Raw genomic sequence first — 20,201 nt, forward strand, 5'->3', positions numbered from 1 at the left:
AACAGTGGTAGCTACTAATATCTGGGTTTCAGCTTTTATAAATTTTTGCATTTCGACTTCTTTATCAGCAGTTTTCATCTGACCATGTAACATGCTGATACTGCAATCAGGAAATATTTCGCACAATTGGGCATACCCTTCTTCGAGATGTTTTATATCGAGGGTTTCCGATTCAAATATCAGAGGGTATACAACATACGCCTGCCGTCCCTCTTTGATTTTTTCATACAAAAATTTATACACCTGTATTCTTTTATTTTCAAATGCATGTATGGTTTTAACGGATTTTCTTCCCGGAGGGAGTTCGTCAATTACAGAAGTATCAAGATCGCCATACACCGTCATTGCCAGGGTGCGCGGAATGGGTGTGGCGGTCATTACCAAAACATGAGGCGGAATACTTGTTTTCTCCCAGAGTCGCGAACGTTGCTCTACCCCAAAACGGTGTTGTTCGTCAATAATTACCAATCCCAAGTTGCTAAATTGTACATTTTCTTCGATAAGGGCATGCGTGCCTATAAGGATGTGAATGGTATTGTTTTCGAGTTGTTGATGTAAAGCCTTCCGCAGGGCAGATTTGGTACTACCCGTTAAAAGTGCAATGTTAATGGACATACCGTTAAGAAACCGTTGTAAAGTAGCAAAATGCTGGGTGGCTAAAATTTCGGTCGGAGCCATCATGCAACTTTGAAATCCGTTATCTGCAGCAATGAGCATACACATCAAAGCCACCAGGGTTTTTCCGCTCCCAACGTCGCCTTGCAGCAAACGGTTCATCTGCTTTCCCGAGCCTAAATCTTTTCTAATCTCTTTTACAACTCTTTTTTGTGCCGCTGTAAGTTGAAAGGGAAGATGGTACTGGTAAAAACTGTTAAAAAATTCTCCTACTTTAACAAAAATCTGTCCTTTGATTTTCTTCTCCCGTAAATTTTTTACGTTCAGCATTCCTAACTGTAAAAAGAAAAGTTCTTCAAATTTCAGTCGGGTTTCAGCCTTTTTCAGCAACAAAGGATTTGCGGGAAAGTGGATATTTACAAGAGCTTGTTCCCTGCTTATCAACTTTAAGTTACTGATAATTTCTTCGGTAAGGGTTTCCGGAATCTGTTCCTTGGCTGCCGGAAGCAACGTTTGCATTATTTTTGCCAGGGTTCTGCTGTTTATGCCCCATTTTTTAAGTTTTTCGGTAGTATTGTAAAAAGGGTACAAACCCTCATAAGGAACGGTATTTTCGGGATTGGCTGTATCTATTTCGGGATGGGGTATGTTGTAAATACCATTAAAAAGAGTGGGTTTGCCAAAAATAATGTAATCAATGTTAGGGTTAAAGCGGTCGGAAAGCCATTTGAATCCCTGGAACCAAATCAGTTCAATAGTCCCGCTGTTATCGGTAAGCAGGGCGGTCATTCTTCTACTCCGGTCTTTGCCGGTAAATTGGATATTGCTTATTCGTCCTTTTAATTGGATATAGGCAAGGTCATTCTGTATTTCGCTGATTTTGGTAATTTTACTTCTATCTATATATTTATAAGGATAATACGATAAAAAATCTTCAACAGTAAATATCTGAAGTTCTTTTTTTAATAAATCTGCTTTTTTAGGACCAACTCCTTTGCAATATTCTACAGGAGACTCAAGAAAAGTATTTTGCATTTTCCTTTAATAATAACGCAAAGATAAGAAGCAATATCAATAAAAAAGCCGTCCCAAGGTTTTGAGACGGCTTTTTTTGCTTAAGTATCAATTTTAGTATTCCCACAAGTCGTGTTCGTAGTTAAACATGTCATCTTTTATCCGTTGTGCTTCGAGCAAAGCATCCAAACCTTGTGCATACTGCGTTATTTTACGGTCGTAAACATTGTCTTCCTTATACACATAGCTTGAAAACATGCGTTTCCAGAACAGGTCGTCAAAGGTAAGGCGGTTAGAGCCATTGTTGCGGTTAAAAACTTCGGCTTTGGCAAGAATATTTCTTGCTTCGGGGAAATATATCCAAAACATAGGTTCATCTCCACGATAATTGCCTTTTTCGTCGAAACTGGCTTTAACCGGGCAGATGCCTATTATTCTTACATCCATCATTGAGCGTTGCTTATCGAAGAACCAGTCTTCCTTGATACGGATTTTTTTAACATCCGATGCATTGAAAGTATTGGTAATTATGGTATCATAGAAATCGTAAGGGGGGTTTGGGCGTTGCATTTGTTGTGTATCTGCACGTTCCAATCGCCCAATGATTTCCTGATAGGTAAGAGGTACTATCATCTCATCGGTTGAGGATGTGGCGTCGTAGGCAGTAAGGGTACCTTCTTTCAGGGCATCCATGATGACTGTCATAAAACTACGCCAACCACTATGCTGAGATTCAGGGTAGTATAACGGCTGATTCATTTTTTCGCGAAAATCAATGACTTGCCAAAGGCGTTTCTGCCAAAAAATATCTGCTTCGCGTACGTAAGCATACGATACAGGTTTTTTCTCAATGGTATTTATTTTATCATAAACGCCGTCACGCGGAGGAGTATCCTGAATTTGTTGCGCAAAACCATTCAGATGAATTGTTGCCAAACCTATGAGCAACAATAAGAAACCGGTGAAATTTTTCATATATAACCTCCAATTAATGATTTCAATAATTATTTTATTTCAAGGCTAATGGTACCCAAGCGACGGGTACTTCCGTCGGGTCCTTTTGCCATTATATTTTCAAGCCAAATTTTATCACCTCGTTTTGAATTTCTGATAAAATTTTTCATTTCTTCTGTAAGAAGATTGCCCTTACCCTGAAGGGGGAAGACGTCTCCTCCGCGGATAGAAATAAAAGTAAACGAATTGATAACAAAGTTCAGGTCGAATTCAAAGTCTTCGGGCATACGTGGGATAAGAGCTCCGGCAGCCAGAAGTGCATTTTTGGCAACGGGACCTCCGTCAACATTGGCAATAAAGGCGTTGGGTGGTGGTAATCGTTTTACCCTGAATTCGGCACTACCCATGCTACGAGTGGTTTTGTCGCTTTTCATTGCTACACTGATGATTGCCTTTCCTTGTTGACTAACTCTTACTACCCAATTTTTGCCCGAAGCATCACGGCGTAGTGTTCCTGTGCTGATGGTTGCAGATAGGTTATTATCTGCTACACCCGGTACGGAAATGGAAACAGGATTATCAACGCCCATATAAAATACATTCATTTTTATAGCAGATACTGTTAATGAAGGACGTGCCACGATGTATTCGTTTTCGAAAGGATAGCTGTTTGTAATTCCGGATGGGGAGGTAACTTTAATTACTCCGTTGTATTTTTTCACTCCTTCGCTTGTTGCAGCGGCTGTGTAGTTTACAATACCATTTTCGCCTGAAATTCTTCCGCCTCCGATAACAACTTCGGGATTTTGTTTGGTATCATAAGCGGCTACCAGGATTTCTGCTTCATATTTATCACCCAAGAAAACGTAGTTACTTTTTGCAATTACTTTTGCAGTAATGGCATCAAAGGTAAAATCTTCAGCAGATATAGATGCATAAAGGTGATTTACAACATCAAACTCAATATTTTGGATGTCGTTGACCAGTTTGTTTAAAATTGTTACATCGGCTGCAAGAATGGTATGGTAAAAGTGATGCATTTCCCATGGTTGCTTGTCACCGCTCGCATCATAAAAAGGACCATCGGTATTAATTCCAATTGTGATATTAGAACGGTTTGCCGGGTCAATCAGATTTAATACATTTGTTTTGTACTGAATAATCTTGTCTTTCAGTTCACGGGCTTTCCCGTTGGAGCCATTTTGTGATTCTCCGATAAAATACCGGGTAGATTGGTCATATTTATCTTTGGTTTGAATTTCGCGTAAAGGGATTTTTTTAGCTTCATCAATAGTAATTCCTTCTGAAACAGAAATTACTTCATATTTTATTCCTTCAATATATTTGATAAGTTCTTGGGTAAGTTTTTGTGCTTTCTGGGCTTTTTCCCAGTAAGGACGTACCTTGTTTTGATTAATTGCAAATTGTTGTTGGAATTTAGAATACGTTCCGTCAATTTTTTGGGAGAAGCTCTTATTAGTGGTTTCCATACTTTCGTTTACCACAAGAAATGCTTCCAGAATTTCAACGGAGACGTTCAATGCCAACAAAGCAGTTAACACCAGGTACATCATCGCAATCATTTTTTGCCTTGGTGTTTCCTTATATGAAGCCATAATTATTTTTTCTAATTAAAATTTGAGTAATGTATTGATTGGTATTGTGCAGATGACTATTTAACATTAACATTCATAGCTGCCAGCATATTGCCATACACGTTGTTGAGTGCGGCAACCCGCTTAGTAAGATTGTCCACTTCGTCTTTGTATAAGCCGGTTTTTTCATTACTGGCTTCGAGATTGGAAAGGAAATTTTTAATCGTTACCTGCAATTTAGCCGTAGCTTCTGCCTGCTGGTTCGAACCCTGGAGTTGCAGTTCGTAAACAGTATTAAGGGCTGCAAGGTTATCAGAAATTTTCTTGATATGTTGGTTTAGCTGAGTAGTTTCTACTTTTGAAAAATCGAGTTGCTGAGCAGATTTTGTCAGTATTTCAGTAGTTTGTGCATATTTCTGGGCAAAAGCATTGACTGTTTCTGTTGCTGTTTTTACACTTCCTGCAAAGGCGTTGGTGGCATTTAAATCCACTTTCAGGGCTTCAGAAGCTTGGGCATAAGCGGTGGAAAGGGTGCCAATGGAAGAAGCTGCCTTTTTCATATTGTTGAAATATTCATCAGAAACGTTGATGTCGGCTTCCAGTTTTTGTGAAGTTTTAAGGTAGGATTCCGATAATTTGCCCACGGATTGCGAAGCACCTTTCATATTCTTAATATATTCATCGGTAGCCATGGAAGCGCCGGAAACATCGTTAAGTTTTGCAGTGGTGTCACTCAGTGAGCGCAAACCTTTACCAAGGCTCTCAATAAGTTCGGGACCTATTTTGGCTTTACCCAGCATATCGTCCAATTCCTGGGTAAGGGGTTTTTTACCTTTAATTACCTCGCCTACTTTGCCGCCATGATAAATTCCGGCAAGTTCGGGATAAACAAGACTCCAGTCAGGTTCAACATGAGGGGGTTCAAAAGCTGAAAAGAAGAATATGATAGCCTCGGTACCTAAACCGATAATAAGCATCATATTGGCACCGTAATAGTGATTAATTTTAAATAGAGCACCCAAAATTACAACTGAAGCTCCCCAGCCATACAACCTAGCCATGAAATTTCTGTATCCTTTTGATCTGGTTAATGTGAATAAACTCATAATGAAATTATTTTTAAAATTATTGTAAATTGGTTAATTGCGAAAGGTTAATTATAAATTCTTGATGCTCTGGCGGGACTATCATCTTTCTGGCGTCCCAGATAGTTCTGAACGCAACGGAAACCGATATAACACTTGGCAGTATCCTGATATTCGTAAGCACGGGTAGAAACCTGAAGGTAATAGGAAATGTCTTTCCACGAACCGCCACGTACCACTTTACGTTTCATGGAAGGGGGGTCGGTATCTTTGGCATTATATACATAGTTTTGGTTCAAATCCCAGGCAAAGTTATAGGTAGCTTCATCAAAAGCAGAATTGGTCCATTCTGCCACGTTGCCTGCCATATCAAAGAGTCCCCAGTCGTTGGGAGGATAATGGGCTACGATAACGGTGTACAAACCTCCGTCGCAGGCATAGTCGCCACGCATAGGTTTAAAGTTGGCAAGGAAACATCCTTTGGCATTACGGGTGTAAGGTCCACCCCAGGGATAGGGGCTTAAAGTATTTCCACCGCGGGCTGCCCATTCCCATTCTGCTTCGCTGGGCAGACGAAATTCGCTAACAATGGCTTGTTTTTTCCCGTGCAGATAATTAGACATTTTTTGTGTACGCCAGATGCAGAAAGCACGTGCCTGTTTCCAGTTTACACCCACTACCGGGTAATTGTCGTAAGCCGGATGCCAAAAATAACGTTCTGTCATAGGGTCATTGAAAGTGTAAGCATAGTCGTGTATCCAGCAAAGAGTATCGGGGAAAATATTTATCACTTCTTTACGAACGTAAACGGAACGGTCTTTCATCCCTTGCGGACGGTTTGCCAAACCTGCATCTTTGGGATCGCCCTGGGTATAATCCTTGCTTGCGGCAGCTTTCAGGTCAACCCAGTAATATTCGTAATATAATTTACGTGTATCAATTTCCTTACGGCGAAAATATCTTTCGTGTTCGGGGAGGAACATGGCTTCGAGGGCTTCTTTTTCCTGCTCACCATCCCATTTAATATCATTTTTCATGTTAAGAAAAGGAGGGTCGTATTGGTTCCCTTTTTTGTCTTCGGTAATCAGGTAGCGTTCGGGTACAGCTTCACCGACAAGGCGGCGGGCTATGGAATCGCGAACCCAGAATACGAACTCACGGTATTCATTATTGGTAATTTCTGTTTCATCCATAAAAAAAGCAGGAGTGGAAACGGTTTTGGGTTCACTGATCTGGGCAAAGGGAACATCTTCATCACTTACACCCATCGTAAAACTTCCCATGGGTATGTATGCCATTCCGTAAGGATCGGGTTGGTAAAATTTTGAACGCTTTGTAACCCCGGTAAGTTCTCCGTTTCCGGAGTTACCACAGCTTCCTAAAATGACAAGCATGGTGAAATAAAGGAGCAGTTTTTTCATGTTATTTTATGATTTTGTATTCAACTAACGTATTTTCAGTATATTTATTATTTTTTGATAATTTTTTTTCCGACGCAAAAGTAAATAAATAGTTTAATTTTACAAGTATCTTGTATTTTTATAACTTCTCGGATGTTTTTCTATTTCCAATCCGAAGCAATATCGCAACATAATTTCATGACTTCCCGAAGTACCGGCTCCTAAAATTTTCGAGGTGGTAAGGTCGTACGAATAGCCTATCTGCAGGTCTTTTATCGTTAATCCTAAAAAAATTACTACTGCATCCTGTACACGATAAGTTAAACCTCCCCATACTTTATTATTATATTTTAGCATGGCATTAATATCGTATTGGGCAGTAGTTCCGTCGGTTTTAACAAATACCGAAGGAATAACTTCGTAGGCAGGGTGCCCGGGTATTGTCATTGGATAGCCTCCCGTTAGATAATAATGCCTTACACCCTTGTAAGCCGTGGTTTTTCCTTCGGTACCCAGCAACTGTGATGCTGACAACCCTGCATAAAACCCGTTGGGTACCTGGTAATAAATACCTAAACCTCCGTCCAAAATCATTTCGCTTTCTTTTCCCTTTTCTCCCAGCACAGGATCGCCTGTTTTGCCGTCGGGCGGAATGTATTTTGAGAAATCACGTGACTGATTTAGCATACTGATGTTTAATCCTATACCTAAGTCTCCTGCACCTGCAACCGTACGATAGGCATAGCCTATCTTCAGATCAATATTTTTTTCAAACCCCAGCTTATCCTGATAAATGGCAAATCCTATGCCGCCATGCAAGAGATTAATTGGAGCATCCGCCGAAAAAATAAAAGTTTCGGGGGCTACGTTATTACCCTCCTTGTCCTTAAATCCTACCCATTGCTGCCGGATTAACCCGGTAATGCATACAGCATCGCTACTACCCAGACTCCCTGGATTTACCACGGCATGATTGAACATGTTATGGCTTACCTGGTATTCCTGCTGGGCTTTTGCTTGCACACATAGCATTACCAATGCACTTACGACTGCTATTATCCTTAGGTATTTCATCCGGTAATTATCCATCTAAAACGGGGGCATAAAATAACGACTAAATTTTTATTTGAACAAATACAGAGCAAACATTTTTTAAACTTGGTTTACTGCTTTTTATTGTAAAAAGGACTTAATTTTGCAGACTTTTTTTATTGTAAAGCTATTTATCAAATTATCAAAAGTATGGCAATGTTATCATCTGAAAAGATTTTCTCAAAAAAGTGGTTTCTTTCTTACAGCCTGATTGTAATCGGCTCGTTTATTCTGGCTGCAGGTTTTGTATTTTTTATCAACCCCTATCATATCGTTCCTGGCGGGGTGTATGGTATAGGCATAGTGGTGCATTATCTGGTTCCGCAAATTCCTATTGGTACCTTTGGTTTGGCAATGAATATTCCACTTACACTCATTGGGATAAAACTACTTGGCCCGCGTTTCGGGATTAAAACAGTGGTTGGCATGGTGTTTGCCTCTGTGTTTATGGATTTGCTTACCGCAATGGTAGGCGAAAACCCTGCCACCATCCTGCATGGTTCGGTCAACCTTACGGATGATATTTTACTGTCGTGTATTTTTGGCGGAGTGGTAATTGGTTTTGGGCTTGGTTTGATTTTCAAAGCCAAGGCTACTTCCGGTGGCAGCGATATTGTTGCTATGATTATCGCCAAATATACCAAACTCCCATTGGGGCAATTAATGATTTATGTGGACTCCACCATTGTTTTGATTGGTTTTGCCGTGTTTGGTGACTGGAAAATCCCTCTGTATTCCTGGATAGTGATTTTCGTTACCGGAAAAGTAATAGATGTGGTGCTACAGGGAGTAAATTACGACAAAACCTTATTTATCATCTCCGATAAATATGAAGAAATCCGGGAAAAGGTAATTAACGACCTTAACCGTGGCGGTACTTTCATCCCTGGAAAAGGAATGTACAACGGCAGCGATAAAACCATCATCTTTACCGTGGTAAACCGCACTGAGCAAGCTATACTGGAAGAATACATCCACAATGTTGACCCGCATGCTTTTGTAACCGTACTCGAAGCAAACGAAATCCTTGGTGAAGGGTTTAAAAGTCTTGATGAAAAATTAAAAGGATAAGCAAAGAAATTTTTCTGGTCTTATCCTGTTTTGCTTATCTGTAAAAGTTTTTCAAAGTCGAGAATTTCGATATTTTTGCCTTCAACCAACAGGATCCCCTCATTTTTAAATTTGGAAAGGGTGGTAATCACATTTTCCTGCGAAACGCCGGCAAATTCTGATAATTCTTTTCGCGTAAGCGAAAGGGTAAATTTATTCGACTTGTAAATATTTTTCGAAAGGTAAATAAAAATATCGGCTATCCTGCCGTTCACATGCTTATGGGCAAGGCTGATAAAGTTGAAAATAGCATCACGGAACATATCCGTAGCTACAGAAAAAAGTTTGAGTGCATACTGACTATTCATTAATATAGTATGTTTCACGGCATCCATCTCGATGAGGCAGGCATGGCATTCATCAAGGGCGTAAATGGAAAAAACATTAGTCCCATCGTAAAACATGTTGGCACCACCGATAAGATTCGGAGCACTGTTGATAGCCAAAATAAGAGTGCGGTCATTTTCATCCAGGTAAGTATGTTTTACGATACCTTTAGATAAATATGCAATGTGGGTGGATCGTGCACCTTGTTTTACAATGGTTTCCCCCTTCTGAAACTTCAGCTTGGTAGCATTTTGCCTCAATAACTGGAATTCTGTGGGGCTTAAAGATTCGCAGCATACCATCTTGAAAAAGCAACTTTCACATTGAATCAAATCATCACCGGCAGTACTGCTCATAGAGAAATATTAAATTTTCAATAAAAATACCTTCAAAAAGAAAGATTAAATAATACAATGTCCAAGAATTTTTTCTGAAAACATACCCGTGTTTTCCCGGCGAATGGCTTCAGTTTCTTGGGACTTTTGTAAGCTTCTTGGTTTGCAAATGTAATTAAAAAAATAAAAGTATAAACAAGCAAATATAAATAATGTGGAAATAAAAAGAATCACTATCATAGGAGGATGTGGCAAAAATGGCCAGAAGGAACAGGTAGAAAAGGTGGAACTGAACATGGGCGATATTATAAGCATAGTAGGCCCTACCGGTTGCGGTAAAACAACACTTATCAACGACATTGAACTATTTGCCAATAAAAACACTCCATCGGGAAGAAAAATATTGCTTAACGATGAGCCCGTTCCCGACGATTTCAGCTTCGATCCTGCCAAACATCCCATTGCATTGATTTCGCAACATACCAACTTCCTTTCAGACCTGCCGGTAGGGGAGTTTTTGCAGATTCATGCAAGAGTGAGAGGTGCCGACGATGTAGAAAATCTGGTAAACGAAACGCTTGAATTTGCCAACAAGCTTACCGGTGAAGCCGTCATCCGCGAAACGGCAATGACCGAACTTTCGGGCGGACAAACCCGTTCGCTACTGATTGCCGATGCCGTTATCATTGGCAATTCACCAATCATCCTGCTGGATGAAATAGAAAATGCAGGCATCCATCGCGGCAAAGCCCTCGAACTCTTGAAAAACTACAAGAAAATCTTCGTTTTCGTTACCCACGATTCCAACATTGCCTTGCTTTCGGATTTCCGTATTGTGATGAAAAACGGAGCCATGCAAAAAATCATCGTTACCGGGGAAGAAGAACGCCTGACTTCGCATAAGCTGAAGAAAATGGATGAAGCCATCCTTGAATTCCGGAAAGTTATCCGTTCGGGAAACGAGATTACCGAAAAAATATTCAGCGAAACCATGGAAGAATTTATGAATTACAAAAACTGAAAAACAACATGAAATTAATCGTATTAGCCGGTCCTCCTACCTGCGGAAAGACCACCGTGATAAAACAAGTGATAAAACGGATGATAAGCCGTAACCTGAAACCCGCTTATGTAAAAATTGATGTTTTGTATGCCGACGAGGACGAAATGCTGAAGAATGAGTTTGGTATTCCAACCCGTAAAATTTATTCCGGCGAACTCTGTCCCGACCATTGCAACGTAGTGGTGCTCGATGAAGCCGTGGAATGGGCAGAAAAGCAAGGTGCCGAATATCTCTTTGTGGAAACCGCCGGATTATGCCTGCGTTGTTCTCCTTATGTGGAAAATTCTCTTGGCATCGTGGTGATTGAAGCCACCAGCGGAATGAATCTTCCAAGAAAAGTAGGTCCTATGCTTACCCTTGCCGACATTTGCGTGATAACCAAAATTGATCTGGTGTCGCAGGCAGAAAGGGAAGTATTCCGTTACCGCGTACTCGAATCGGCAAAAGAAGTAACCATAGTAGAAAGCAATGCTTTATATGGCATTGGCATTGATCCTATCGTAAGAAAAATTGTAAACATTGCCGATGTTGAGTTCCCGATGTTTCTGCGTGGCAACCCGCCGGTAGGAACCTGTACCATTTGCGTAGGCAAAAAAGAAATTGGCGCTGCCAACCACTTTGGTGTGTTGCGTACTCTGGAACAAGATCTGTTTTATGTAGGTGAATAAATCATGAAAAAAAGAATCTATCTGGACTATGCCGCCACTACTCCCACCGACCAAAGGGTAGTGGAAGCCATGCTCCCCTATTTTACCCAGGAATATGGCAATGCTTCCAGTCTGCATGCCTTGGGTGCAAATGCCAAAACTACTCTGGGAAATTGCCGTCGCACCATTGCCGGTTTTGTTGGTGCCGAACCGGAAGAAATCATTTTTACTTCGGGCGGAACCGAAGCCAACAATTTTGCCCTGAAAGGCATTGCTTTTGCCAACCGTTACCGTGGAAACCACATCATTGTTTCTGCCATCGAGCATGATTGTGTGTTGAATACAGCAAAATGGCTCGAAGATACAGGTTTTGTGGTAAGCTACCTGCCTGTGGAAAGCGACGGATTGGTGAATCCGGAGATGTTGCAACGCATGATCAATCCCCGCACCATCCTCGTGTCGGTGATGCACGCCAATAACGAGATAGGAACCATTCAGCCGCTGGAAGCCATCGGGAAAATTTGTTACCAACGCCATGTGTATTTTCATTCCGATGCCTGCCAGTCGTTTGGTAAAATTCCTTTGAATGTAAACGCACTACACATTGATTTGCTTACGCTGAATTCCCACAAAATTTATGGCCCGAAAGGCGTGGGTGCATTATATGTGAGAAAAGGAACCGTAGTTACTCCTTTGTTGCATGGAGGCGGGCAGGAATACGGACTGCGTTCCACCACCGAGAACCTGCCCGGCATTGTAGGCTTTGCCAAAGCCGCTGAATTATGTTTTGCAGAAATGGAAGAAGAACGCAAACGGCAGCTTCGTCTCCGTGATAAAATTATTTATGCCCTGCAGGAATTTCAGGAAGATGCTTACCTGAACGGAGACCCGATGCAACGGCTTCCCGGTAACATCAATTTCAGTTTCCATGGGCTGGAAGGCGAAACCATACGACTGATGCTGCTCCTGGACGAAGAAGGAATTGCCGTTTCCACAGGTTCTGCCTGTTCCAATAACGACAAAAGTTACAATGCCTCCCATGTGTTGCAAGCCATCGGACGCGATCCTTTTGAAGCCCGCGGCGCTATCCGTTTAAGCATCGGACGTTTTACCACCGAAGAAGATGTGGACTTTTTTCTTGAAACAATGAAAAATGCTTTATTCCGGTTGCATCCCATTTTTAGCTGATGAAAAATCATGCAAACAAACAATCCTTTTACAAAATATCCGAAAGATGTAGGCATGACTTACCGGCAGCATATGTGTTTTGCGCTGATGCTTGCACGTGTTACTTTCGTTTGTGCCGTAGCCTCGGTAGTCCATGCCTTTTTCCCTTTCTTTTTTACACACAGTACCAGCAAAAGGATTTTTAAACTTTACGATTTGCTTAAAAACAGAATAAAATAACCAAAATTTTCAATTTTAAAAATTACAAAATCATGACATTTAAAGAAAACCAAACGATCATCAATACCCAACTGCCGGGGCTGGATTGTGGCGCCTGCGGCTATAAATCCTGCGAAGAATTTTCCAATTTATTAAAAGTACAGCCCGACGAAATAAAAAAGTGCATTCATATCCAAGCCAAAAATGGTTTTGGAATGAAGAATTCGCATTGTGCTGTCAACTTTCAGCCAGGTTTGGGCGAAAAAATGGGTTGGAAAGATAACCTGAAACGTGATTTTGATTTCATCCTCGATTGTTTCGATGGCGAACCCGGTCCACGCGAAACCATTTTGCCTTACAACCCGCAGTTGATAAAAGAACTTGGCGTAAAAAAAGGCGATGTAATGATAGGCCGTCCCATGGGGATGTCGTGCGGATGCCCCATTACCCATTGCGGCATTGTTACTTCTGCCGATGCACGCAACGGCATCATCAACTGGTGCGTTACCGGACCGCTGAAACCGCGTACCGAAGGATTTATTGACATAGGCTATTACGTTGCCGAAGGATATGAAGGACTGATTCGCGAAGCTAAGGAAGAGATAAAACTTGGTCGTCGTTACTGGTTTTTGCCCCGCCGATGTATGCTGCAATGGCGCCATAGCGGATTGGTAAATGCCGTTACACGTATGCCTGATGGCTACAAAGTAAGGATAGAAGGATTATTTATCGGGTAAAGATAATTTACCAGAACCTTTAATAGCCAGCATTAAATTGTCGTTGTTATTTTTTTCTTCTTTCAAAACCTTATTTGAGCAAATATGATTTCACAAATAACTTTTAAAAAATTACGAATTAAAAATTACGAATTACGGGGCTAAACCTGCCAGAGTACGATAAAATCGGAACTGGTAGAGTTTAAAACGAGATTCAATTACGAATTTTTTGCGCCTCTTTGCTAAAAACTCAGCGATCCTTTGCGGTTTAATTATTTTATCAAAATGACAAAAAAAATTACGAATTGTTGGAAATCTACCGGCATGAATTTTCCTTCTACCAGTACGATAGTAATTCACTTAACTAATTCCAAAAAAACTTTCAGATAATTTGTTTTTTTAAATATTACTATATTTGTGGACAAAAAAACAACAGATTAGAACGAAATAATTTGGAAAAAGAGGATATAATTGAATTGACATTCATTGTGAAAAGGCAAAACAGACCACAGATTGACCAAGTAATTTTTGGTACATAAAGAAACAATGAAAATCCACTTCGCATTTAGATGCATTTTTTAAACCAATGCTATTATTAACACTTCGCATACAGAAGAGCATTCATTTACAGTCCCACTCTGTTTAAAACTACTGAAAAATAATTCAAGATCAGCCATAAAATAATACTAACTTTGAAAACAAAAATCATGCATCCATTTGAAAGAATATTATCAGTTTCAACAGTTGATATCGAATTAGAATTAAGAGGAATTACTGAAATCAGTTGGGCTGATTTTCTTCTAAATCCGAGAAAATTAAGAGGCAGCGATTTTTTGATGCGATGGTCTCAAGGTGTTTGGAGTGAAAACCGTTTGGTTGAGGCAATAAACAAGACAAACCAATTTTATGCGATAGCTTATGGTCCGAGTGGAACAGCTCCAGACAATGATGTCAGAGCATTTGAACTTTACTTTGAAAGATTAGAAGCAGCAGGTTTGGGAAATATTAAACGTCCTGACTTATTAATTTTCAAAATCTCTGACAAAACTTTCGTTGATAAATTTCTTAATGATATAGGCGGTGAAGGAGAATTGCCTTTTATTTCTGAAGACAAACTACAAGGCTTAATTTCAAAAGCAATCATCGCAGTTGAATGTGAAAATTCACTTTGGGTTGCAGAAAAAATGCCAGATTATAAAACCCCATTAAAAGCTCAAAAACGACTTGGTGGAAAACATGGGCTATCAAAAACTGCTGTTCTTCCTACTGTTATTATTAAAGAAGAAGACCGGGTGCCTTTAAGTAAATGGCAAGAAGAAAACGAAGTCCCGATTCACGTTTGGCACGTTTTCTTTGATAGAGCTTATGGACTTTCTTTTGATGAAGCACAAAGACTGGTTAACGAAGGATTAATACTTCCTACCGAACAAGTTTTTCAAGCTCCCGGTGGCGCCACAACTAAAAAAGCGATATACAAATACTACTATCATTATGCCTATCCACTAGGAATTGCATCTGAAAGACCTAAACTGATTCCTGCTTTCATTGAAGATAAAAATGGGCATATCTTGCCTTACGTTAAGTTTGAGGGAGGGTCGTTGGAGATAGATAATGAAACAATCAATGTTTTAAACAAAATTTAATGGGCAAAACAAAATTACATCAAAAATTACCAACTGATTGGAACAAAAGAGAAGTTCTTCGTAACAAAGGACAATTCTGGACACCAGGCTGGGTTGCCGAAGCAATGGTTTCTTTTGTTTCTGAAAAAACCGATTTGGTTTTCGACCCTGCAACCGGCAGAGGAGCTTTTCTTGAAGCCCTTATTAAACTCAATAAAAAAGAAATTACATTTTTTGGCACCGATATTGACCATGAAGTTTTAAATGATGAAATTTATAACAATAAAAACTGTTTAGTAGAAAAAAGAGATTTTATTAAAAATCCTCCACAAAGAAAATTTAAGGCTATTGTTGCAAACCCACCTTACATTAGACATCATCGAATTGATGAAAAAACAAAAACTACATTAAAAAAACTTTCGGCCTCAATAACGGGTTTTACAATAGATGGACGTGCGGGCTATCATATTTATTTTTTTATTCAAGCCTTGAATCATTTGGAAGAAGATGGAAGATTGGCTTTTATAATGCCCGCCGACACTTGTGAAGGAACTTTTGCTTCAAAATTATGGAAATGGATTTCTGAAAATTATTGTTTAGAAGCAGTAATAACATTTGAACAAAAGGCTACTCCCTTTCCAAATGTAGATACAAATGCAATTGTTTTTTTAATTAAAAATTCAAAACCTAATGAAAACATATTTTGGGTAAAATCAAATCTGGCATATTCGACAGATTTATTGGAATTTGTTTCTTCAAAATTCACAAAACTTACTTTCGATAGTCTCGAAATCACAAACCGAAAATTAAAAGAAGCAATTGATACCGGGCTAACTCGACCCGAACAAAATCATAATGGTTTTAAATATCACTTACATGATTTTGCCAATGTTATGAGAGGCATCGCAACCGGTTCAAATGAATTTTTCTTTTTAACAGCAAAACAAGTTATCGAACTCGGAATACCTGATGAATTTATTAAGAGAGCAGTTGGAAGAACAAAAGATGCTACTTCAAATATTTTGACCGAAAATGATCTTAATATTTTAGAAGAAAAACAGCGACCAACTTTCCTTTTTTCTATTAATAATATCCATAATAATTTTCCAAAATCGGTTTTAAACTATTTGAAAGTTGGAGAAGAAATGGGGCTTCCAAACTTATCATTGATTAAGCAACGAAAGCCCTGGTATAAAATGGAAAAAAGAGAAATTTCCCCTCTGCTTTTTGCCTATCTCGGAAGACGAAATACTCGTTTCATATTGAATGAAGCTGGTGTAATTCCTTTAACTTGTTTTCTTTGTGTGTATCCAATTTATACTGACAAAAAATATATAAGAAATCTTTGGGAAGCACTAAATCATCCCGACACTTTAGAAAATCTGAAACTGGTTGGCAAAAGTTATGGCTCAGGTGCATTAAAAGTTGAACCTGGCAAGCTAAATAAATTACCAATACCTGAGCACATTGTTGAACAATTTGAATTGAAACGACCCTACAAAAAAACAGATGCTCAGCTCGATTTATTCAGAGAAAAAGAAGAAAAATACAAGATTATTTCATGAATAGTTTCTCTTAACATAAACTCACCCATCTTCATCAAGCACAATGGCTGACCACACAAAAACAAATCCCAATGGCTATCGGAATGCAAAAGTGCCGGATTCGAGCCGATGCATTAAGGTAAATTACTACATTTGGTGTGTTAAATGAACAAATAATCCTGGATTTTGAAAATGTTCTTCAAATTTTAAAAAATTAGAGAATATTTTGAATAAATCAGCCGGATGAAACTACCTGTGTTTTGAAGAATTAAAAAAACGTATTGAATCTTATAAAAAACTGAAAAATGAGCTACATCTATCGTATGGAAGAGAATCTGTTTCTTATACCCAATATCCGTAATAAGGATGTTTACATTCCTTTGAAAAAAAACCGAAAATGGATACGCAGATTTGGCGATGTGGCTATCTACCTCAAAAATGAAGAGGGAGAAGGAGTTTTCAGTTTTGCAAAAATCGTTGATAGTATCATTCACAAATCTTCACAAATCGAAGCTGAAAAGTCAACAGAACTAATCAAAAGAAATTATTTCCAGTTGCAGATTTTGCCAATGATGTCAAGTAGAGCTCCTATTATTGACATCACGATACTACGACATTTCCCTTCATGGAATAAACCGGATTTTCAAAAACCCTTTAAGCCATATAAACTCTATTGGGCTTCGTGGCTGAGTTGGGAATTGGATTATCTCGAATACCGGTTTCCGTATGATTTTTGTCCAACCTGTGGACCTGGTTTTTTCTCCAACAAATACTGGCGTTTTTATATTCATATACTCCGCGAGCAGAGTGTAAATTATTACCAGAATAGTAAACTGCCAAATGAAAAACGCAGATGTGAACATTGTGGTTATTCTGTTCATGTACCTTACTTTCTCGAAATCCACGATACGGCAGTAATAGATTTCGAGTCGGATTATAAACCCGTAAACATAAAGGATTTTATTGTCCTTTGCCCTAATTGCCATAGGAAAGAACATCTGACGCTACGGGACGAACGGGTGTTTTATAGAAAATGAATTTCTTACAGGGCAAAACCTTGCAATCCCCTTTTCTACCTGATGCCCTGATTTTAATTAGCTAATTTGTTAATTAGTCAATGTGCTAATTGTGATGTTTTGGGGGAGAGGAGTTCCGGATTGCTTTTGTTGCTTGCTGAAAAAGGTTTACAAAAAACATGGAAAACCCTCAAGGTTTTTAAAACCTTGAGGGTTTTTGAAAAATAAAAATTCTTTCCATGGATATGAAAACCCTGACGGGTTATTATCAGGCAAACCAAATACCTGTTTTATCCTGAAATCAGCTTAAAAATTTTGCTTACCCGTTAGGGTTGAGTTCCTGTTTCGGGAGGTTTGGGCTTTTCTTCACCGGCTTTATAAAGGTTAAAAAGTTTACGCGTTTCGGCGTCGTCTCTGTAAATTGACTTGGCGCATTCGCTCACATAACTCATCTTTGCCCATATACGGTTAAGGACAATAATTCTATCCCGTTTCGACAAGCCTCGGGCTTTTTTAAGTAGTTCCTGCTTTTTGTTAAGCCGGATAATCGCCTGAGCTGAAGTATTAATTTTTGCAGCCTCGGTTTCAGTAAGTCCTTTGTTTACCAATAAAGGTTTGTAGTCGGGATTTTTGTAACTGGTGAATGCCCTATCGAGCAATTGGGGCAGGAGGGTTTGCGAGTTGCGCATTTTAAGGTAATCTTTCTTACCAAACAGATTCAACATAGCTGCATTGCCCGGAAAAGCATGTTCAACATAAATAAAAACATCCTGAAGAATATTTCTTCCATTGGTCATTTCTGTTGTTAACTGTTGCGTAGCAAGGGCAGTAAGGCTTACATTGTCAGCATCGGAGGTAAACGAGCGGGCAACCTCAATGTCGTTGCGCCAGTCGGTATTGAAGGGTCCATCAAGGTCGGGATATTTTTTTACAAAAGCATCCCTCCTTTCATCAAAGGCGGCATTCATAAGGTCGCCTTGTTCAATTACTTTGTCATCGGGTTTGTTATAATCCCTTTTGACTTCATCTGAATTTGTCATTACTGAAAATTTTAATTAATACTAAATGAATTATATTACAACCATTTATAAAACATTTACATAATCAATATCCGGTTACCTATAAACCGGTGCAGGCAAATCGCTCAACTATTTTTCACTTTAAACTTTTTAATTTCTATTTGTCCTTTGTCCTTTTTTACTGTAAATCACCATATAGAGGCTGATCAGTGTCGTCTATAGCCTGATCGGCATCATCTATAATCTGGCTGGCATCATCGGGGATGTAACTGGCATCGTCTATATGCCGACCTGCATCGTTGGGAGCTTGATCCGTACCGTCTATAACCTGATCGGCATCGCCTATAACCTGGCTGGTATCATCGAGAGTATGACCGGCATCATCTATAGCCTGCTAAATATCATCTATAGCCATAAAAGCATCATCAAGAGGGTGGCAACATTTTTCGGTAAATGGAAGAACTGCATTTAGGAGGAATAATCCTGCCATGACTGGATTTTGCATTGTTTCTATAGGCGTAAATTTTTCAACGTAACAAAGAACTTTTGTGCCTTTGGGGCAAAGCCTGGCAGCTTTTCCCCGGTGGGGCATCTCCCTGCCTCTTACCACAGCCAAGAGGCTTCTCTGTACATTAAAAGCAAATCCGAATGTAAAAGTACAAAAAATGAAGCAAACAAGATACAACGCAAGTATTTTTTAAAATTCGTAAAAAAATTTTAATGAGCAAACTGAAGCTTCCGGCAAGCTGAACTATTTTTTAAAATTACGAATTAAAAATTACGAATTACGGGGCTAAACCTGCCAGATTCCGATAAAATCGGAACTGGCAGAGTTTAAAACGAGATTCAATTACGAATTCTTTGCGATTCTTTGCTAAAAACTCAGCGATTCTTTGCGGTTTAATTTTTTTATCAAAATGACAAAAAAAATTACGAATTACGGGGCTAAACCTGCCAGAGTACGAAGTTCCTGGCAGAGTTTAAAACGAGATTCAATTACGAATTCTTTGCGCTTCTTTGCGTAGAACTCAGCGATTCTTTGCGGTTTAATTATTTTATCAAAATGACAAAAAAATTACGAATTACGGGGCTAAACCTGCCAGATTCCGATAAAATCGGAACTGGTAGAGTTTAAAACGAGATTCAATTACGAATTCTTTGCGCTTCTTTGCTAAAAACTCAGCGATTCTTTGCGGTTTAATTTTTTTATCAAAATGACGAAAAAAATTACGAATTACGGGGCTAAACCTGCCAGAGTACGAAGTTCCTGGCAGAGTTTAAAACGAGATTCAATTACGAATTCTTTGCGCCTCTTTGCTAAAAACTCAGCGATTCTTTGCGGTTTAATTTTTTTACCGCAGAGAACGGAAAGAATTGCGCAGAGAACCGCAAAGCCTGCCTTGTTGAAAAAATAACGTATCATAAAGATTTATCAATATTTTTCTTCATAAGTAATTGTTTTATAATTTTAGACTGGAAAACGAATCATCATTTATAAAAACTATGAGAATAAACCTGAATGAAGTTACAAACAACGGTTGTAAAACCGGATGTGCGAAGGGCGCAACTTCGCAATTGAGATTTTTTTACAAATGTATTTTTATGATTTTAGTTAATTTGTTAAATTTTTTATATGAAAATACTTTACAATTTATATTTTT

At 39.1% G+C, this 20,201-nt stretch carries 19 protein-coding genes; 9 read left to right on the forward strand and 10 right to left on the reverse strand.

The window, feature by feature from the left end; genetic code table 11:
• From M0R21_04930 to M0R21_04955, 6 genes are all read right to left on the reverse strand, one after another.
• On the reverse strand, positions 1 to 1,650 hold a 1,650-nt coding region (locus M0R21_04930), incomplete at its 3' end, for an ATP-dependent DNA helicase RecG (GenBank protein ID MCK9617160.1).
• A gap of 93 nt (positions 1,651 to 1,743) precedes the next feature.
• Positions 1,744 to 2,604: a gliding motility protein GldN gene (gene gldN / locus M0R21_04935; protein MCK9617161.1), complete on the reverse strand. Its 861-nt coding sequence runs from the start codon at positions 2,602 to 2,604 to the stop codon at positions 1,744 to 1,746.
• A gap of 29 nt (positions 2,605 to 2,633) precedes the next feature.
• Positions 2,634 to 4,199, reverse strand: a complete 1,566-nt coding sequence (gldM, locus tag M0R21_04940) for a gliding motility protein GldM (GenBank protein MCK9617162.1) — start codon at positions 4,197 to 4,199, stop codon at positions 2,634 to 2,636.
• A 56-nt stretch (positions 4,200 to 4,255) separates the two neighbouring features.
• Positions 4,256 to 5,284, reverse strand: a complete 1,029-nt coding sequence (gldL, locus tag M0R21_04945; protein MCK9617163.1) for a gliding motility protein GldL — start codon at positions 5,282 to 5,284, stop codon at positions 4,256 to 4,258.
• A 47-nt stretch (positions 5,285 to 5,331) separates the two neighbouring features.
• On the reverse strand, positions 5,332 to 6,684 hold the full coding sequence (locus M0R21_04950) for an SUMF1/EgtB/PvdO family nonheme iron enzyme (protein ID MCK9617164.1): 1,353 nt from the start codon (positions 6,682 to 6,684) through the stop codon (positions 5,332 to 5,334).
• A gap of 99 nt (positions 6,685 to 6,783) precedes the next feature.
• The gene (locus M0R21_04955) at positions 6,784 to 7,737 is read right to left on the reverse strand and encodes a type IX secretion system membrane protein PorP/SprF (GenBank protein MCK9617165.1); all 954 of its coding nucleotides are present in this window, start codon (positions 7,735 to 7,737) and stop codon (positions 6,784 to 6,786) included.
• 168 nt (positions 7,738 to 7,905) lie between these two features.
• On the opposite strand from M0R21_04955, the gene M0R21_04960 reads away from it, so the two are divergent.
• On the forward strand, positions 7,906 to 8,826 hold the full coding sequence (locus M0R21_04960; GenBank protein MCK9617166.1) for a YitT family protein: 921 nt from the start codon (positions 7,906 to 7,908) through the stop codon (positions 8,824 to 8,826).
• Positions 8,827 to 8,846: 20 nt separating this feature from the next.
• On the opposite strand, the gene M0R21_04965 is transcribed toward M0R21_04960, so the two are convergent.
• Entirely contained in the window at positions 8,847 to 9,548 is a 702-nt protein-coding gene (locus tag M0R21_04965; GenBank protein ID MCK9617167.1) for a Crp/Fnr family transcriptional regulator, read from the reverse strand.
• A 193-nt stretch (positions 9,549 to 9,741) separates the two neighbouring features.
• On the opposite strand from M0R21_04965, the gene M0R21_04970 reads away from it, so the two are divergent.
• The 8 genes from M0R21_04970 to M0R21_05005 all read left to right on the forward strand — a co-directional run bounded on the left by M0R21_04970 (position 9,742) and on the right by M0R21_05005 (position 17,542).
• The gene (locus M0R21_04970; protein ID MCK9617168.1) at positions 9,742 to 10,548 is read left to right on the forward strand and encodes an ATP-binding cassette domain-containing protein; all 807 of its coding nucleotides are present in this window, start codon (positions 9,742 to 9,744) and stop codon (positions 10,546 to 10,548) included.
• Positions 10,549 to 10,556: 8 nt separating this feature from the next.
• A complete protein-coding gene (locus tag M0R21_04975; GenBank protein MCK9617169.1) occupies positions 10,557 to 11,258 on the forward strand; it encodes a hypothetical protein in 702 nt (233 codons plus the stop codon).
• A gap of 3 nt (positions 11,259 to 11,261) precedes the next feature.
• Positions 11,262 to 12,425: a cysteine desulfurase gene (locus M0R21_04980; GenBank protein MCK9617170.1), complete on the forward strand. Its 1,164-nt coding sequence runs from the start codon at positions 11,262 to 11,264 to the stop codon at positions 12,423 to 12,425.
• Positions 12,426 to 12,434: 9 nt separating this feature from the next.
• On the forward strand, positions 12,435 to 12,644 hold the full coding sequence (locus M0R21_04985) for a DUF6356 family protein (GenBank protein ID MCK9617171.1): 210 nt from the start codon (positions 12,435 to 12,437) through the stop codon (positions 12,642 to 12,644).
• 32 nt (positions 12,645 to 12,676) lie between these two features.
• Positions 12,677 to 13,360, forward strand: coding sequence for a hypothetical protein (locus M0R21_04990; GenBank protein ID MCK9617172.1), 684 nt, complete (start codon positions 12,677 to 12,679; stop codon positions 13,358 to 13,360).
• A gap of 671 nt (positions 13,361 to 14,031) precedes the next feature.
• Positions 14,032 to 14,982 (forward strand): AccI family restriction endonuclease, encoded by a 951-nt coding sequence (locus tag M0R21_04995; GenBank protein ID MCK9617173.1) that lies wholly within the window; start codon positions 14,032 to 14,034, stop codon positions 14,980 to 14,982.
• A gap of 104 nt (positions 14,983 to 15,086) precedes the next feature.
• A complete protein-coding gene (locus tag M0R21_05000; GenBank protein ID MCK9617174.1) occupies positions 15,087 to 16,526 on the forward strand; it encodes an N-6 DNA methylase in 1,440 nt (479 codons plus the stop codon).
• Between the two features lie 284 nt (positions 16,527 to 16,810).
• The gene (locus M0R21_05005) at positions 16,811 to 17,542 is read left to right on the forward strand and encodes a hypothetical protein (GenBank protein MCK9617175.1); all 732 of its coding nucleotides are present in this window, start codon (positions 16,811 to 16,813) and stop codon (positions 17,540 to 17,542) included.
• 305 nt (positions 17,543 to 17,847) lie between these two features.
• Here the strand turns inward: M0R21_05005 and M0R21_05010 are convergent, their stop codons facing one another.
• The 3 genes from M0R21_05010 to M0R21_05020 form a co-directional block, all read right to left on the reverse strand.
• Complete coding sequence (locus tag M0R21_05010) at positions 17,848 to 18,561, reverse strand: hypothetical protein (protein ID MCK9617176.1); 714 nt, start codon at positions 18,559 to 18,561, stop codon at positions 17,848 to 17,850.
• Between the two features lie 373 nt (positions 18,562 to 18,934).
• Positions 18,935 to 19,156 carry a hypothetical protein gene (locus M0R21_05015; GenBank protein MCK9617177.1) on the reverse strand — a complete coding sequence of 74 codons (222 nt, stop codon included), beginning with the start codon at positions 19,154 to 19,156 and terminating at the stop codon, positions 18,935 to 18,937.
• 618 nt (positions 19,157 to 19,774) lie between these two features.
• Positions 19,775 to 19,963, reverse strand: coding sequence for a hypothetical protein (locus M0R21_05020; protein MCK9617178.1), 189 nt, complete (start codon positions 19,961 to 19,963; stop codon positions 19,775 to 19,777).
• Between the last annotated feature and the right edge of the window lie 238 nt (positions 19,964 to 20,201).

The organism is Lentimicrobiaceae bacterium, assembly GCA_023227965.1.
In the GTDB taxonomy this organism is placed as follows: Bacteria; Bacteroidota; Bacteroidia; order Bacteroidales; family JALOCA01; genus JALOCA01.